The following is a 15,304-nucleotide window of genomic DNA, read 5'->3' as shown; positions in this document are numbered from 1 at the left end:
GGCCCTTCCGACTACCCCGAACTCGCGGTAGCCAGTACCGGCGGTAGTAGGTACTGTGTCGAGTGTGGTTCAACTCACCGGACGTGTCAACCCCGAGGATGGGCGGCACTCGACCCCGTGCAAGAAGATCGATGCTCGCACCGAACGCTGGCGCGAACACCGCCTCGAGGTGCGACGGAAGTTCGTCGCGGCGGCACTGGTCGCGATCGACGTGCACGGCCCGAGCGTCAGCATGGGCGATATCGCGAAAGCGGCCGGTACCGCCAAACCCAAGCTCTATCGACACTTCGCCGACCGGTCCGATCTGTACTCGGCCATCGTCGAGCACGTCCAACAGATGCTGTGGGATCGGATAGTCGGCACGGTCAACCTGTTCGAGGATTCGGTGACCGACCTCATCGATCGCAGCGCCGCCGGATACGCGGCAGTCGTGTCGGAACATCCCAACCTGTTCCGATTTCTCGTCCACGGCCACTTCCTGGCCCGCACGAGTGGCCGGCAGACCACGACCGAGTCCGCAACGGACCCAGCGCTGGCCTCTGCGCGTGCCGCATCCGACACGGTTGCTCAGATGCTCGCCGGTGCCATTCACGGACCAGCAGTGGACAATTCGACGGTCGAGATGGTTTCCTATTCTGCATTCGGCGCGGTGGCCACCGCCACGGACTGGTGGCTCGGCAGTTCGGACGACCACGAGCTCGTCATACCGATAGAAGCTTTCACCGCCCATCTGGCAGCCATCGTGCGGGGGATCGTCGAATCCTCGTGTGCGCTCGTCGGCGTCCGCATCGAATCCGATCAACCCATGCATGTCGCGTTCGTACGCGAGGAGGGAAGAGGAAACCCGTGAGTGATCTCTCCGGCAAGCCCGACTACCGCGGTCCTGCCACATTGACGTTCGACGATCCGGCGGCCGAATTCGACGTCCGGATCGATCTGCGCGGGCACTCCCAACCCATCGACGGCATCTTCCGTTGGTACGGACGCGTCCGGCCACACGAAGGACTCCAGGAATTCATGGAGGCCGCGGCCAGTAGCCGCAAGGGCATGCTGAGCACCGACAGCGGTACCGCCCCCGTCACGGTGGGCGACGTGGACTTCTGGGGTCGATACCGGCTGCAGGGCAAAGGAAATCCGCCCTACCCGCTCGAACCCGAGGAAGACTGGGACGACACACCGGCCGCAAGCACACCATCGGCCGAGGACCGAGCGCTCGCGAGAGCGGCGGCACTGCTCGAACCCGAATTCCGCGCGAGCGCGGACACGACCGAGGGCTACGTGGAACTGCTCGGCGGTACGCCTGCGCCGTCACCGACCACCGCGAGCAAGGCGATGAACAACCGCCTGGTTGCCTCGATCTACGAAAAGCTCTGGCGGCCCGCCGGTATCGCCATGATGGGGGTCGGTGGCCTGTCCATGTCCGCCGAACGCGCCAAGGCCGCCTCGGACCTGCGACTGACCGGCGACATGAAGGTGCTGGACGTGGCATCGGGACCGGGAAACTTCACCAGGAACCTGTCGGAGCACCTGAGCGGAGACGGCATCGCCATCGGATTCGACATCTCGGAGCAGATGATTCGCCGCGCCGTTCGAGACAACCGCGGGCCCCACGCCGCGTACATGCGCGGTGATGCGCAGTCACTACCGTTCGCCGACAACACCTTCGACGCCGTGTGCTGCTTCGCCGCCCTGTACCTGATCCCGAACCCGCTGACCGTGGTCGACGAATTGGTCCGGGTGCTCCGGCCGGGTGGTCGAATCGCGATCATGACGAGCTACGGCCGTGAGACCGCTCCGGTGCGGTCGGTGGTGGGTGCAGCGTCGGGGCGTATCGGGGTCCGCATGTTCGAGAAGGAGCAGTTCACGTCGATCTTCGAGGCATGTGGGATGACCGAAATCGAACAGGAGGTGCGCGGGCTCGCCCAGTTCGTCAGCGCCACGAACGCTTCCTGACCCCGGGTCAGGTCTTGGGGCCGTAGTCGCTGACGATCCACTGACCGTCCTGCTCGGTGACCGTCACGAGCAGGAGGTTGGGCACCTTGCCGGGGTCCGGTTGCTGCACGTTCTGCGTGGTCTGCTGCGCGAACACCGCCACTTTGTACTCGCCACCGGACTCGGAATCGATTGCGGCAGAGAGTACCTCGCCGTTGGCGACCACCTGGGACTCGTTCATGATGGCAGTGAGGGCCTCACGAACTCCGCTGTAGCGATCCTGCAGGGACTGCGATGCGCCCTGGTCGACGCCGTCGAAGAACGCGTCGAGGTTGCGGTAGTCGTAGGTCAGCGACCGCGCCGTGTAGTCGGTGGCGGTGTTCAACGCCATCTGTCGATCCTGATCGTGCGCACGCTCGTCGGCCAGATCGCCTGCTGCGGAATGCCACAGCACTCCGAACACCGCCGCGAGCGCGATGCCCGGTACCGCGGCAGCGACCACGGACCACCGAATGCGGCGCCGTCGGGGGGTCTCGGCGGACACCGGTGCTTCCTCGGTCCGGGATTCTTCTACTTCGACCATGAGGGGGTCACTCCAATCAATTCGGAATTTCTACGGAAAGCCTCGCCGGCCCGCCGGGAGGGAAGACGGTCTGCATCACGTCGACGATCGAGCCTGCGTCGATCCGCATCGGCTTGATCGGTGCGGTGTACGGCTTGAGCAGTGTCGCGATCAACGCGAGGTCGGGCGACAGCGGTGTGAGGTACTGATCGATCTTCGGCCCGATCTTGCCGAGCGGATCGTCCCAGACGTCCGCGCCGACGTACGAGTAGTCGTTGAAGCCCTCGAGCAGGTTTGCCACACCAGAACCCGTCGCGCCGACCCACGGTGCCGCGTCGGTCATCACCGGACCGTATCCGTAGGCGAGGCGCCCACCTTGTTGCGCATTGTCGTACAGGCGACGAATCTCTCCGCTCTTGTCCCGCAACGTCGCTGCGAGGAATCGGAATGCCTCCACGAGACGATCGATATCCGCACCACGGCCTTCGACGGCTGCCGACGCGGTATCGGTCAAACCCCTCAAGGCATTCGTATCGAGTTGCGAGGCGAGCGAATCACCCAGGCTGAGGGCCTCGCTGACGGTGACCGACGGGCGTACGTGATCGCTGCCGAGGACATCTCCGTCCGTGAGATACGGCCCTCCGACGCTTCGAGGCCGAAGGTCGAGGAACTGCTCGCCCGCTGCGGACAGGTTCGCTACCACGACCTCGGAGTCGGTCGGGATCCGGTTCGCGGCGTCGAGCGCGAGTGTGACGTCGAGGCCGCCCGCTACCACCGCGATGGACTCCACCCGGCCCACCTTGATGCCTCTCGAGGTGACCTGCGCGGTATCCATCAGCCCGCCGGAGGATTCCATGTGCACCACGACACGATCGATCGTTCTGGTCGGGTTCACGTCGAGCACGCCAACGACCAGGTACCCGATGCTCGCAACGGTCATGGCCGTCAGTGCCACGAGGGAGACGAGTGTGCCCCGCTTCATCGGACGATACCGATGCCGCGCAGGATCCCGATCATGTCGTCGGCCAATGCGCCGGCCCCCTGATCGGTCGACACCGACCGCACCGCAATGTTCGGAGTGGACTCGAAGTACGGGATGAGGCGCTCGCGCAAGAGGGTGTTCGCTTTCTCCATGTTCATGGGCACCGCGGTGTCGGCATTCGAGATCGTGATCAATGCAGGCGCGATGATGTCGATGGCACCTCTGAGTTCCGGATACGGTCCGGCGAGAACGTCACCGACGTTCTGCGACATGTATCCCAGCATGAAGATCATGTGTACGACGCTGAACAGGACCTCGGACAACCCGTCCGATCGTCTCGGGCCCAGCTCGAGAACACGCTCGACGCCGTCACGTTGCGTCACAACGGTATTCGACACACTCTCCGCCGCCGCGAGAATCCGATCGATCTCGCCGGTGTTGTCGCCGATGTCGGTCAGCGCAGCCCGAGCGGCGGAATTGATCTTGTCGACCTGGGCCGGATCCGGAGGAATGGCCGCATTGACGTTGTTCACCGCCTCCTGCAGTTCCACATAGTGACCGCCGGTCACGATGTTCGACAATCCTCGCAGCACGTCCTCGACGTTGTCTGCCGGTACCGTCCGCTCCACGGGAATGACGTCACCGTCGCGAAGATAAGGCCCGCTCGAACTCGAACCCGCACTCGCGTTCGCGTCGGACGGCGGTTGCAGCGAGATGTAGATCTCGCCCAGGATCGACGACTGTCGAAGCTCGGCGACGGTATCGGTCGGCAGCTGAACATCGGCCGACAGATCGACGGTCGCGACAGCGGTCGAACCGACGAGGTCGACTCGGTCGAGAACGCCCGCATCGACACCCTCGACGATGACCTTGGCCTTCTCCGGCAGATTCAGGACACTCGCGAACTCGATTCGCAGAGTGTATTTGTCACCCGACACATAACTTCCCGGAATCGGCAGCTCCGCCGGGTCGACGCTGCACGCCGACAGCAGAGCGACACAGCACAGCCCGATCACCGCGCGCCTCATCGCCATCCCGCCGAACCGAGTACCAGCTGCACCAATCCGACGTCGATGACATCGCCTCGTTGCTGATCGGCCGAACACGTCGGGCGGTACTTGTTGAGCAGAGCGCAGACCTCGTTCGGCGAGTTGGTGTCGATCTCGAACTGTGGCGGGTGATAGATCAGGCGCCCGCTCTTGGAATCGTTGTCGTACATCGTCATCAGGTTCTGCCCGACGGTCGGCACCTGTTCGAGAATGTCCTTGATATCGCCCACTCGCCCGAGCAGGACGTCGACCACAGGGGCCGCCTGGTCGAGAAATGCGTAGACCTTGTCGTCGTACTTCGCGACGTTGCGCGCGAGTGGCGGCATGAATTCGGTGGTCAAAGCGACCGTGGTCCCGAACGACTGGGTGAACTCCGACAGCGTGATCATTCCCCGCTTCAGGTTGTCGAGTAGCTTCGCCACCTCGGGCCAGCTCACCACGAACGTGTCGATGAGGCCGTCGAGATTGTCGATCAGGCGTCGCACGGTGGTGTCTCGGTCGGCCGGATCGCCGACCAGCTGGGCCAACTGCTGGAGGCTCTCGTTCAGCTGGGCACCGGACCCACGGAGCGAACCGTCGACCGAACGAAGTGTGTCGCCCAGGACTTCGTCGTGCTTGCCGTCGGCGTCGGCCGGGCCCAGCAGATCAGCAGTGAGGCCCGATACGGCATCGAGAGTATCGCTGATTCCCAACGGAGTTCTGGTGCGCTCCAACGGAATGCACTGCGCGCGATCGAATTCGGTGCCGCCGGTGTACGGCTCGGTGAATTCCACGTGCCGGTCGGTGACGATCGAACTCGACAGTGTCACGGCACCGACTTCCGCAGGCAACACCAGGCTGTCGTCGACATCCATCGTGACCATCACGGAGGCGTCGGTGTTCTCGATGTGCGTCACCGTCCCGACGACCACACCCAACATCATGACCGAATTGCCCTCGTACAGCCCGACCGTATCGGTGAACTCGGCGCACACCGACGAGCTGCTCGCCCCCGAATCGATGACGGCGGTAGCCGACGCGACGGAACCGACGAGAGTGATCACCACAGCCGCTGCCACAGCGACCTTCACGATTCTGCGCCTCATCAGCACGCCTTCCCCGGCAGCGGAATGCAGACACCGACACCGACGACCGTGTCCTGCGACTGATCGATCACCGGACCTTGACCGCCCCCGATCAGTGCGGCGAGACCGTCCGTACTCTGCTTCATGGTCGTGATCGCCCCGTCGAAATCACCCAACTGCGCGAAGAGCTTCTGTGTGATCTCCTCGAGCTGGACGATCGACGGCTCGAGCCCCTTCTCGAATGCGACCACAGGCCGATGGAAGAGCTTGAACATCCGTCCGAGCAGGTCGAAGGCATTGACCACTTCTGCGCGCTTGTCTCCGAATCCCTTTGTCAAGGTGCCGAGTTCGTGAACCAGCTCCACGAGCATCACTCGATCGGCTGCCAACGCGCCGACGTACTCGTCCGACACCACGAGCCCACGTTCGAGCTGTTCGGAGCGGGTCGCGATGACGTCGGTGAGCGAGGACAGATTGTCCACGATGGCACGGGTCGACTGCGGCTGCGTACTCACTGCCCGGTCCAGTTCGGCCACGGTCTGTCGCAACGTCGGTCCGTCGATATCGCGGACCAACGGAGTTGCCTGCTGGATCGCGTCGGACAGCTCGTACGGAAGCGCGACCCGCTCCGACGGAATCGGTGCCGAGTCGAGCGCGCCGTCGCCATGAGAGCTGAGCATCACGTAATGACCACCGATCGGCGTGAGCAACTTGACCGTCAGCGTCGATGCGTCCCCCACGAAAACGTCCGATCGAACACTGAATTCGACATCGACGTGATCGCCCGCGAGCTCGACCGAGCGCACGGAGCCGACGGGAATTCCGGCGATCCTGATTTCGTCACCCGGCTTCACCCCTGCGGCCGAGCCGAACTCCGCGGTGTAGGTGCGATCGCCGAACGGAACCGTGTACAGAACGGCCGCGACGAGGAGGAGTACCAAGGAGAAGGCGACACCGACTGCACCCCAGAAGAAATGTGTCTTGTTCTCCGACTGCTCGTCACGAACGCCCCGGCGCAGCACGCGTTTCATCGACACACCACCAAATTCTGTCCGCCGAGCACGATCTGCCCGATCCCCGGGATGTCTTGTTGGCCCTGACTACACGTGTAGGTCTTGGCACCCGGCGCGGGAATACTCGCGTTGAGGCCGGTCAACAATGCGGGGGCAAGGGCGAGCATCTCGGTCACCTGTTCCGTCTGCGGAAGCATTCGCCGCAGCGCTCCGTCGACCGGCGCATAACTGTTGTCGTACGCGCTTTCCAGTCCCTCCATCAAACCGACCAACGGAGTGAGCCCGTAGTTCGCCTGATCCAACGAGGCCAAGACCCCGTCCATCTGTGTACTGAGCTTGGACACCAGACCGTGTAGTTGTTCGAGCAGGTCGGCCACGGAGGAGGACTGGCCGCCGATCGAATCCGAGATCTGGCCGAGATTGTCGATGAGCAGGCCGATGATCGACTCCCGTTGAACCGCGAACTGGGTGATGCGGTCCACGTCGCGGAGCACCGGACCCAGGCCGGACCCGTCGCCCTGCACCATGCGCAGAATGTTCTCGGTGAACTGATTGAGCTGTGCGGTGTCGAGCGTGTCGAAGATCGGTTTGAATCCGTTGAACAGCGTGGAAATATCGAACGACGGGATCGTGCGATCCACCGGGATCGTCTCACCCGACGCCAGGGGAGCACCGGTAGCCGCATCCTTCTGGATCAACTCGACGTAACGCTGGCCGAGAAGGTTCTGGTAGCGGACAGCTGCCTGAGTGTTCGCGAAAATCGGTCGCCTGTCCTCGATTTCGAATCCGACGCGCGCAATGCCTCCTTCGAGGTCGACCGAGGAGACCTTGCCGATCTGTACCCCGGACATGCGCACATCGTCGCCCACGTACAGACCCGACACGTCGTCGAACTCCGCGCCGTACGACGACAGCGGACCACCGACCGGGGTACGGAGTGCAGCCACGATGATCACGGCGCACACCGCGGTCACCGTGAAGAAGACGAGCAATTTGAGCACAGGTCCGGTTACCTTCTTCACCCGTTCGCCTCCTCGTGCGCGGCAACGGCTCCGGCCAGATTGGGCATGGTCCGAACTATCAGGTCGAGCTGGAGTTGCGGCTTGCCGTCGACGATGGGGAATGCGTCGGAAATGCCGTCGATCACCTGCGGGACCCTGTTGTAGCTGGGCGCGAACGTGCCGATCGATGCCGTGATCGGCACCAGCAGATCGAGCACGGTCGACAGAAGCGGAGTCAGGTTCGGATTGTTCTTCTTCAGCAGGTCGCCCACCGGAACCATCAGCTGGTCGCTCAGACCGTCGTTGGCCGCGATGGTCCTGGCCCTGTCGGCGGGCGCTTCGACGTACGCACTCTTGTCCACCACTCCCACCACCAGATCGAGAAGAGGTGGAATCAAGTTGGCGATACCGTCACCGAGTTCCGCCCCTCGGTGCAGCTTCCAGGCGAGCGGATCGATCTGATTGTTCGCCATCATTTGCGCAGTATCGAAGTACGGCTTCAGGTTTCGACTCACCTCGACGGACGTGTTCGCGATGAGATCGAGAAGGTTCTGCACTTGTTCGGAGTCGAGTACCTCGGTCAGTTCGGCGACTCGCCGGAACACTCCGGTCACCGTTGCACCGCGCAGTTCGCTCGACACTGCCAGGGTCGAATTCGAGGCGAGTGGATTGCCGGTACCGTCGGAGACCAATTCGATTGCAGTGGAACCGAATACGTTGGACGAGGAGAACTGGGCCTGCATGGTGTCGGTCAGCTCGCCCGCCTGGCTCGGGTCGATCTCCAGTTCCAGCCTCTGATGGCCGAAGCCGACGGTCTCGATGTGGTCCACCGTGCCGATCGACAGGCCCCGGAACTTCACCTCCGAGCCGGGGGTGAGACCGTCGCCGACCGACGCCGCGTCCAGTGTGAGTTCGAAGGGCGACTCGAAGGTACCCCGCGCGTACGCGGTGAGGCCGCAGGCGAGAACGGCAGCGGCGACAGCAACCGCCAGTCCGCGCATGCGAAGGGTTGCAGGACCGGCCGATCGACCGGTCAGATCATCGAACACTGCCATCTCTACCCCGAAATCCTTATCCCCGAGTCGAATCCCCACAGAACCAAGGTCATGATCATGTCCAGCACCACCACCGCGACGAGGCTGGCTCTGATGGCGCGGCCCGACGCTCGCCCCACACCTTCCGGACCGCCCGAGGCGTAGTACCCCTGGTAGCCGTGGATCAGAATGATCGTCACGACGAACACAGCAGCCTTGAGCAGGGAGAACAGCACGTCGATCGGTTGCAGAAAGGCACTGAAGTAGTGGTCGTAGGTGCCGGACGACTGTCCACCGACGACCCGGACCACGAACGCGCACGACAGGTAGCTCAGGATCAGCGTCAGCAGATAGAGCGGCACGATCGTGACGATTCCCGCGATCACCCGGGTGGTCACCACGAACGGCATCGACTGGATTCCCTGAGCTTCGAGGGCGTCGATCTCCTCGGAGATCCGCATTGCGCCGATCTCGGCCGTCATCCGACATCCTGCCTGCGTCGCGAACCCGATGGCCGCGATCATCGGGGCGAGCTCACGAGTGCTGGCGTACGCGGAGATGAAGCCCGTCAGCGGCTCCATCCCCACCATGCCCAGTGAATTGAACCCTTCGATTCCCACGGATGCACCCACCGCGACGCCCAGGACGACGAGAACCGACACCGTTCCGCCACCGACGATCAGTCGTCCACTGCCCCAGGTGATGTCACTGAGGATCAGCAGCATCTGACGTCGGTAGGCACGAACCGTGTGAGGTATCGCCACGAGCACCTTGACGCAGAACGTCAGCTGGTGGCCCAGCATCTCGAGTACCTCGAACGGCTTACGTCCGAGGTATCTGGCACCGCGGGTCAGATGAGCGGTGCCGTGCACTGTGTATCGAGAAGGAGTGGCCACGTCAGCCCAATCTCTGCGGCATGAACATGGCGACCAGCTGGGTGATCACGACGTTGACCGCGAACGCCGACACCACACCGAGCACCACGGACGCATTGACCGCGTTGGCCACCCCGCGAGGACCGTGCGAGGCGGACAAACCGCGGTGGCACGCAACAACGATGACGATGACCCCGAATATCTCGGTCTTCACCAGGGCGACGACGAGGTCCGCAACCGAGGCGAAGCTCGCGAACGAGCTGATGTAACTGCCGGGCGTGCCACTCTGGAAACCGACGTTGATCGCGTAGCCGGCGGCCAGACCCATGAAGATGATCAGAATGCACAGAAACGGTGCCACCAGGAGGATGGCTGCCAGCCGTGGCGCGACGAGCCTGCGCACCGGGTCGATTCCCATCGTCGACAAAGCATCGATCTCGTCGCGAATGGTGCGCGCCCCCAGATCGGCTGCGACCGCCGACCCTGCGGCACCGCCCAACAACAGAGCCGCGACGATCGGTGCCCCTTGGCGGATCACCCCGAGACCACCTGCAGCACCTGCGATGGACGTCGCGCCGATCTGGTCGGTGAGACTGCCGACCTGCACGGAGACGATGACGCCGAACGGGATGGACACCAGTACCGCGGGAATCACTGTGACAGTCACGACGAACCAGGCCTGGTCGACGGTGTCACGCCACGGATGCCGCAACGTGGCGATGTCACGTACGAGGTGAACGAAGGCCAGCACGCCCAGCTCCAACGTCTGGCCGAACGTCCTGAATCCACCGGAAACCCCGTCGCTGACGCGTGCGAGCGCCGATACCGGCGACGACAATTCCCCACCCCCCCAAACTCGTGTTCATGGCGACTCCCCCGCGCCGAAAACGAAAAGTACCAGCCGACAGTCGACCAAGTGACGTTTTCCTCACTTACCGACCTATGAGAAATCACAGACTTCGGCCGGGCTGCCTGAGGTTCCGTTGCGACCGAGCGCTCGGGTGCGCGCAGCGTCGCACGGTCATCGCGCGCCTCCAGTACGGACCGCTCGCCCCGCTTTACTGATACTTTGGATTCTCATCGACGCTGGGAGAAAAGATTGACAAGCGCTCCGAATCGCACCCGCATCGAATTCCCCGACATCTCCTCTCGCACGTGGGAACACCCGTCGGATCGAGCTGCGCTGGTCACCCTGCGCACCCTCAAAGGTTTCGACACCGTTCTGCGCACGCTGTCCGGGCTGCTACGCGAACGGCAGCATCGCCTGATGTACCTCGCCACAGCGGTACGCGTCGACGAGCGCCAGTTCAAGGACCTGAACGACCTGCGCACCGACTGCGTGAACATTCTCGGTGCCGAGGAGACACCCGAGTTGTTCGTCGTGCAGTCACCGATGGTCAACGCGTTCACCATCGGAATGGACCGCCCGTTCATCGTGCTGACCACGGGCATGCTCGACATCATGACCTACGAGGAGCAGCGTTTCGTTGTCGGTCACGAGCTGGGCCACGCACTGTCCGGGCACGCGGTGTATCGCACCGTGCTCATGCATCTGATGCGGCTCGCCGGCACGGTCGGCTGGGTTCCGGTGGGCGGCTGGGCCCTACGCGCGGTCATCGCAGGATTGATGGAATGGCAGCGAAAGTCCGAACTATCCGGTGACAGAGCAGGTTTGCTGTGCGGACAGGACGTGCACACCGCGATCCGCGTGCAATTGAAGCTGGCCGGCGGCGCACGCATCAGCGAAATCGACGTCGATGCCTTCCTCGCTCAGGCCGCCGAGTACGAGGCCAGCGGAGATCTGCGCGACGGCGTACTCAAGCTGCTCAATCTCGAACTCCTCTCGCACCCGTTCTCGGTGCTCCGCGCCGCAGAGTTGAAGAAGTGGGTCGACGACGGCGAGTACGCGGCCGTACTTCGCGGCGACTACCCACGCAGGTCCACCGACCACGAGGCCAAGGTCTCGGAGGAGTTCCGTAACGCAGCGCGCACGTACAAGAACAACTTCGACACCTCCGAGGACCCGCTGATCAAGACGGTGCGAGACATCGGAAGTGGCTTCACCGGAGCCGTCGACGCCGTCGGCAACGGAATCGGCGACGTGGCGTCGGATATCAAGGGACGCTTCGATCACTGGCGAAAGTCGTAGCGCCGGAGCAGGACCCAAGAACGACGAGGGCGGCGACCACCGAAGTGGTCGCCGCCCTCGTCGTCGTTCGGCTGGGATCAGAAGTTGATCATGTGCCCCGCGAGGCCGTGGATGGCCTCCTGCAGTGCCTCCGACAGCGTCGGGTGCGTGTGCACGTTGCGTGCCAGTTCGTTGACCGTGAGATCCCATTTCTGGGCGAGGGTCAGCTCGGGCAGCAGCTCGGAAACGTCCGGTCCGATGAGGTGACCGCCGAGCAGTTCGCCGTGCTCGGTGTCGGCGATGAGCTTGACGAAGCCGGTGGCGTCGCCCAGTCCGTGTGCCTTGCCGTTGGCGGCGAACGGGAAGTTCGCGACCTTGATGTCGGACCCGCGGGCCTGAGCCTCCTCGCGGGCCTGGTCCTCGGTGAGACCGAAGCTGGCGACCTGCGGCTGGCAGAACGTCGCACGCGGCATCATGCGGTAGTCGTCGATCGGCAATGTCTCTGCGCCGCCGATGGTTTCGGCAGCCACGACGGCCTGGGCCTCGGCCACGTGAGCGAGCTGCAGCTTGGCGGTGACGTCGCCGATGGCGTAGATGTGCGGCACGTTGGTCTGCATCGTGTTCGTGATGCCGATGGCACCGCGATCGGTGAGCTCGACGCCGGTCTTCTCCAGGCCGAATCCTTCGACGCGAGGCGCGAAGCCGACGGACTGCATCACCTTGTCGACGGTGAAGGTCTCGCTCTCACCGGACTTGTTGTGCTTGATCGCGACGGTGACCTTGGAGCCGTCGTCGTCGATGCTCTGCACGCCTGCGCCGGTGATGACCTTGACGCCGAGCTTCTTGTACTGCTTCTCGATTTCCTTCGAGACGTCCTTGTCCTCGTTGGGGAGCGCGCGATCGAGGAACTCGACGATGGTGACGTCGACTCCGTAGTTCTTGAGGACGTAGCCGAACTCCATGCCGATCGCGCCGGCACCGACGATGAGGATCGAACCCGGCAGATCCTTCGTCATGATCTGCTCTTCGTACGTGACGACGTTCTCGCTCAGTTCCGTGCCGGGAAGCAGCTTGGTGGTGCTGCCCGTCGCGATGATCGCGTTGTCGAACGTGATCGTCTCGGTACCACCCTTTGTCAGCTCGACCTCGATGGTGTTGGCATCGGTGAACGTGCCCTTGCCGTCGTACTCGGGGATCTTGTTCTTCTTCATCAGGAAGTGGATGCCCTTGACGCGGCCGTCGGCAACCTTGCGGCTCCGATCGAAGGCTGCGCCGAAGTCGAAGGAGGCTTCACCCGAGATGCCGAACAGCTTGGCCTCTTTGGTGAAGAGGTGCGCCAGCTCGGCGTTACGGAGAAGGGCCTTCGAGGGGATGCAGCCGACATTCAGGCACACACCGCCCCAGTACTTCTTCTCGATGATGGCAGTGCTGAGTCCGAGTTGTGCCGCGCGGATAGCAGCGACGTACCCACCGGGACCGGCTCCGAGGACAACGACGTCATAGTGTGAGGTCACGAGTCCCCAGCGTAGTCGTGCCGTCCGACGCTGTCTCGACCTGGTCTTCGTTACCAGCCGGTAGCCACGCGAGCGCCGACCACCCCGACGGCCCGAGTGCTGCTAGAACTGTGGAATGGCAATCTCGGACGACCCGTACCTCTGGCTCGAAGACGTCACCGGCGACGCTGCGCTCGCGTGGGTGCGCGAGAAGAACGAGGTGACGGTCGAGGCGCTGAGCGGGACGGCGTTCGAGGCCACCGAGGCGAGCATCCGAGAAATTCTCGACACCGACGCGCGCATTCCGTACGCCCGTCGGCGCGGACGATTTCTGTACAACTTCTGGCGCGACGCCGAACACGTCCGCGGCCTGTGGCGTCGAACCACGATGGACGAGTACCGAACCGAGAATCCGGCGTGGGACGTGCTGCTCGATCTCGATGCGCTGGCCGCGAGCGAGGACGAGAACTGGGTGTGGGGTGGCGCTCAGGTGCTGCGCCCCGATCAACGGCTGGCTCTGGTGACGCTCTCTCGCGGCGGCGCCGATGCAACGGTGGTCCGCGAGTTCGATCTCGACTCCCGCACCTTCCGCGCCCCGGAGAACGGCGGATTCGCCCTACCCGAGGCAAAGACGGACATCGGGTGGATCGACGCTGACACCGTCTTCGTCGGAACGGATTTCGGACCGGGCTCGCTCACCGAGTCGGGCTATCCGCGCATCACGAAGCGGTGGCATCGCGGTACCTCGGTCGACGAGGCCGAGACCGTGTACGAGGGTGCGGCACAGGACATCTCGATCTCCGCCTGGCACGATCGCACCCCCGGCTTCGAACGCGACTTCGTCCAGCGCGCCACCGACTTCTACAACTCCGAGACCTACGTGCTCGACGGGTCCACGTTGACCCGGATCCCGACGCCCACCGACGCGTCGACCTCGGTGCACGAGAACTGGTTGCTGGTTCGCACGATGACGCCGTGGACGGTGGGCGACGAAACCTATCCGGCCGGCGCACTGCTCGCTGCGGATTTCGACGAGTTCGTCTCCGGCACGATCGCTCTCACCGTTCTCTTCGCTCCCGATGCGCACACCTCCCTGCACCAGTACGCCTGGACCGAGAATCACCTGCTGCTGGTGACCTTGCAGGACGTACGGACGCAGTTGCACGTCCTCACCCCCGGCGAGAAGGAGTGGGCAACCGGCACGATCGACGGGTTGTCGGATCTGACCTCCACCGAGATCATCGGAACCGACGCCGAGGAGAACGGTGACGAGTTCTTCCTCTCCTCGTCCGGCTATCTCACTCCGGCGACATTACTGGTGGGCACCGTGGGCGGTGAACTCGAAGTTCTCAAGCAGGCTCCGGCGTTCTTCGACGCCGACGGCCTGACGGTGGAACAGTTCTTCGCACGGTCCGACGACGGTACCGACATCCCCTACTTCGTCGTCCGACGCGCCGATTCCGGTCCCGGACCGACACTGCTCTACGGTTACGGCGGCTTCGAGATCTCGATGACGCCCGGCTACAGCGGTGCGACCGGACGGGCGTGGCTCGAACGTGGCGGCACCTACGTCGTCGCGAACATCCGCGGCGGCGGAGAGTACGGGCCGTCCTGGCACACCCAGGTCCTGCGCGCCGGACGCCATCTGGTGCACGAGGACTTCGCCGCCGTCGCGCGCGACCTCGTCACCCGCGGCATCACCACCACCGAGCAGTTGGCCGCGCAAGGCGGGAGCAACGGCGGTCTGTTGATGGGCATCATGGTGACTAAGTACCCGGAACTGTTCGGCGCGTTGGTATGTCAGGTCCCGCTGCTGGACATGAAGCGGTACCACCTGTTGCTCGCGGGGGCGTCCTGGGTGGCCGAGTACGGCAACCCCGACGACGCGGACGAGTGGGAGTTCATCTCGCAGTACTCCCCCTACCAGAACGTCGTCGCCGCATCCGAACGTCGGTATCCGCCGATTCTGATCGCCACGTCGACCCGCGACGATCGCGTCCATCCCGGACATGCACGCAAGATGGCGGCTCGATTGGCCGAACTCGGCCACGACGTCAGCTACTACGAGAACATCGAAGGTGGGCACGGCGGGGCGTCGGACAACGCGCAGTTGGCGTTCAAGACCGCGTTGACCTACGAGTTTCTGTGGCGACACCTCGCTCGTAGCTGAC

14 protein-coding genes are annotated in these 15,304 nt (G+C 63.7%); 4 read left to right on the top strand and 10 right to left on the bottom strand.

Annotated features, from left to right (window positions below; translation table 11 throughout):
- The first annotated feature begins 64 nt into the window (after positions 1-64).
- Positions 65-850: a TetR/AcrR family transcriptional regulator gene (locus CH296_RS14585; RefSeq protein ID WP_256980457.1), complete on the top strand. Its 786-nt coding sequence runs from the start codon at positions 65-67 to the stop codon at positions 848-850.
- Positions 847-1,953, top strand: coding sequence for a DUF4873 domain-containing protein (locus CH296_RS14580; RefSeq protein WP_179277724.1), 1,107 nt, complete (start codon positions 847-849; stop codon positions 1,951-1,953). Before CH296_RS14585 ends, CH296_RS14580 begins: the two co-directional genes overlap by 4 nt.
- Positions 1,954-1,960: 7 nt before the next feature.
- On the opposite strand, the gene CH296_RS14575 is transcribed toward CH296_RS14580, so the two are convergent.
- From CH296_RS14575 to CH296_RS14535, 9 genes are all read right to left on the bottom strand, one after another.
- Complete coding sequence (locus CH296_RS14575; RefSeq protein ID WP_141214787.1) at positions 1,961-2,476, bottom strand: hypothetical protein; 516 nt, start codon at positions 2,474-2,476, stop codon at positions 1,961-1,963.
- A gap of 55 nt (positions 2,477-2,531) precedes the next feature.
- Positions 2,532-3,476 carry an MlaD family protein gene (locus CH296_RS14570; RefSeq protein ID WP_094685084.1) on the bottom strand — a complete coding sequence of 315 codons (945 nt, stop codon included), beginning with the start codon at positions 3,474-3,476 and terminating at the stop codon, positions 2,532-2,534.
- Complete coding sequence (locus tag CH296_RS14565) at positions 3,473-4,510, bottom strand: MlaD family protein (RefSeq protein WP_094685083.1); 1,038 nt, start codon at positions 4,508-4,510, stop codon at positions 3,473-3,475. The genes CH296_RS14570 and CH296_RS14565 overlap by 4 nt, the downstream gene beginning before the upstream one ends.
- Entirely contained in the window at positions 4,501-5,610 is a 1,110-nt protein-coding gene (locus CH296_RS14560) for an MCE family protein (RefSeq protein WP_143546364.1), read from the bottom strand. Before CH296_RS14560 ends, CH296_RS14565 begins: the two co-directional genes overlap by 10 nt.
- Entirely contained in the window at positions 5,610-6,620 is a 1,011-nt protein-coding gene (locus CH296_RS14555; protein ID WP_045200954.1) for an MlaD family protein, read from the bottom strand. The genes CH296_RS14560 and CH296_RS14555 overlap by 1 nt, the downstream gene beginning before the upstream one ends.
- Positions 6,617-7,624, bottom strand: a complete 1,008-nt coding sequence (locus CH296_RS14550; RefSeq protein ID WP_094685081.1) for an MlaD family protein — start codon at positions 7,622-7,624, stop codon at positions 6,617-6,619. The genes CH296_RS14555 and CH296_RS14550 overlap by 4 nt, the downstream gene beginning before the upstream one ends.
- Positions 7,621-8,658 carry an MlaD family protein gene (locus tag CH296_RS14545; protein ID WP_032393812.1) on the bottom strand — a complete coding sequence of 346 codons (1,038 nt, stop codon included), beginning with the start codon at positions 8,656-8,658 and terminating at the stop codon, positions 7,621-7,623. The genes CH296_RS14550 and CH296_RS14545 overlap by 4 nt, the downstream gene beginning before the upstream one ends.
- A gap of 2 nt (positions 8,659-8,660) precedes the next feature.
- The gene (locus CH296_RS14540; RefSeq protein WP_094629802.1) at positions 8,661-9,440 is read right to left on the bottom strand and encodes an ABC transporter permease; all 780 of its coding nucleotides are present in this window, start codon (positions 9,438-9,440) and stop codon (positions 8,661-8,663) included.
- Between the two features lie 94 nt (positions 9,441-9,534).
- Complete coding sequence (locus tag CH296_RS14535; protein ID WP_373557285.1) at positions 9,535-10,275, bottom strand: ABC transporter permease; 741 nt, start codon at positions 10,273-10,275, stop codon at positions 9,535-9,537.
- Positions 10,276-10,611: 336 nt separating this feature from the next.
- Here CH296_RS14535 and CH296_RS14530 point away from each other — a divergent pair, with 336 nt between their 5' ends.
- Positions 10,612-11,661 carry a M48 family metallopeptidase gene (locus CH296_RS14530; RefSeq protein ID WP_094685079.1) on the top strand — a complete coding sequence of 350 codons (1,050 nt, stop codon included), beginning with the start codon at positions 10,612-10,614 and terminating at the stop codon, positions 11,659-11,661.
- A 77-nt stretch (positions 11,662-11,738) separates the two neighbouring features.
- Here CH296_RS14530 and lpdA read toward each other — a convergent pair whose 3' ends face one another.
- Positions 11,739-13,154 carry a dihydrolipoyl dehydrogenase gene (lpdA, locus tag CH296_RS14525; protein ID WP_032393809.1) on the bottom strand — a complete coding sequence of 472 codons (1,416 nt, stop codon included), beginning with the start codon at positions 13,152-13,154 and terminating at the stop codon, positions 11,739-11,741.
- A 115-nt stretch (positions 13,155-13,269) separates the two neighbouring features.
- On the opposite strand from lpdA, the gene CH296_RS14520 reads away from it, so the two are divergent.
- Entirely contained in the window at positions 13,270-15,303 is a 2,034-nt protein-coding gene (locus CH296_RS14520; RefSeq protein WP_032393808.1) for a prolyl oligopeptidase family protein, read from the top strand.
- Position 15,304 lies beyond the last annotated feature (1 nt).

Source organism: Rhodococcus sp. 14-2496-1d (assembly GCF_002259365.1).
GTDB lineage: Bacteria > Actinomycetota > Actinomycetes > Mycobacteriales > Mycobacteriaceae > Rhodococcoides.
The sequence above is the reverse complement of the archived record's forward strand: the minus strand, read 5'-3'. Positions and strand labels throughout refer to the sequence as shown.

Coding starts and splice junctions, on each gene's coding strand:
- CH296_RS14560 (WP_143546364.1), bottom strand. CDS start 5,610: ATGAGGCGCAGAATCGTGAAGGTCGCTGTGGCAGCGGCTGTGGTGATC.
- CH296_RS14570 (WP_094685084.1), bottom strand. CDS start 3,476: ATGAAGCGGGGCACACTCGTCTCCCTCGTGGCACTGACGGCCATGACC.
- CH296_RS14520 (WP_032393808.1), top strand. CDS start 13,270: ATGGCAATCTCGGACGACCCGTACCTCTGGCTCGAAGACGTCACCGGC.
- CH296_RS14555 (WP_045200954.1), bottom strand. CDS start 6,620: ATGAAACGCGTGCTGCGCCGGGGCGTTCGTGACGAGCAGTCGGAGAAC.
- CH296_RS14540 (WP_094629802.1), bottom strand. CDS start 9,440: ATGCTGGGCCACCAGCTGACGTTCTGCGTCAAGGTGCTCGTGGCGATA.
- CH296_RS14545 (WP_032393812.1), bottom strand. CDS start 8,658: ATGGCAGTGTTCGATGATCTGACCGGTCGATCGGCCGGTCCTGCAACC.
- CH296_RS14565 (WP_094685083.1), bottom strand. CDS start 4,510: ATGGCGATGAGGCGCGCGGTGATCGGGCTGTGCTGTGTCGCTCTGCTG.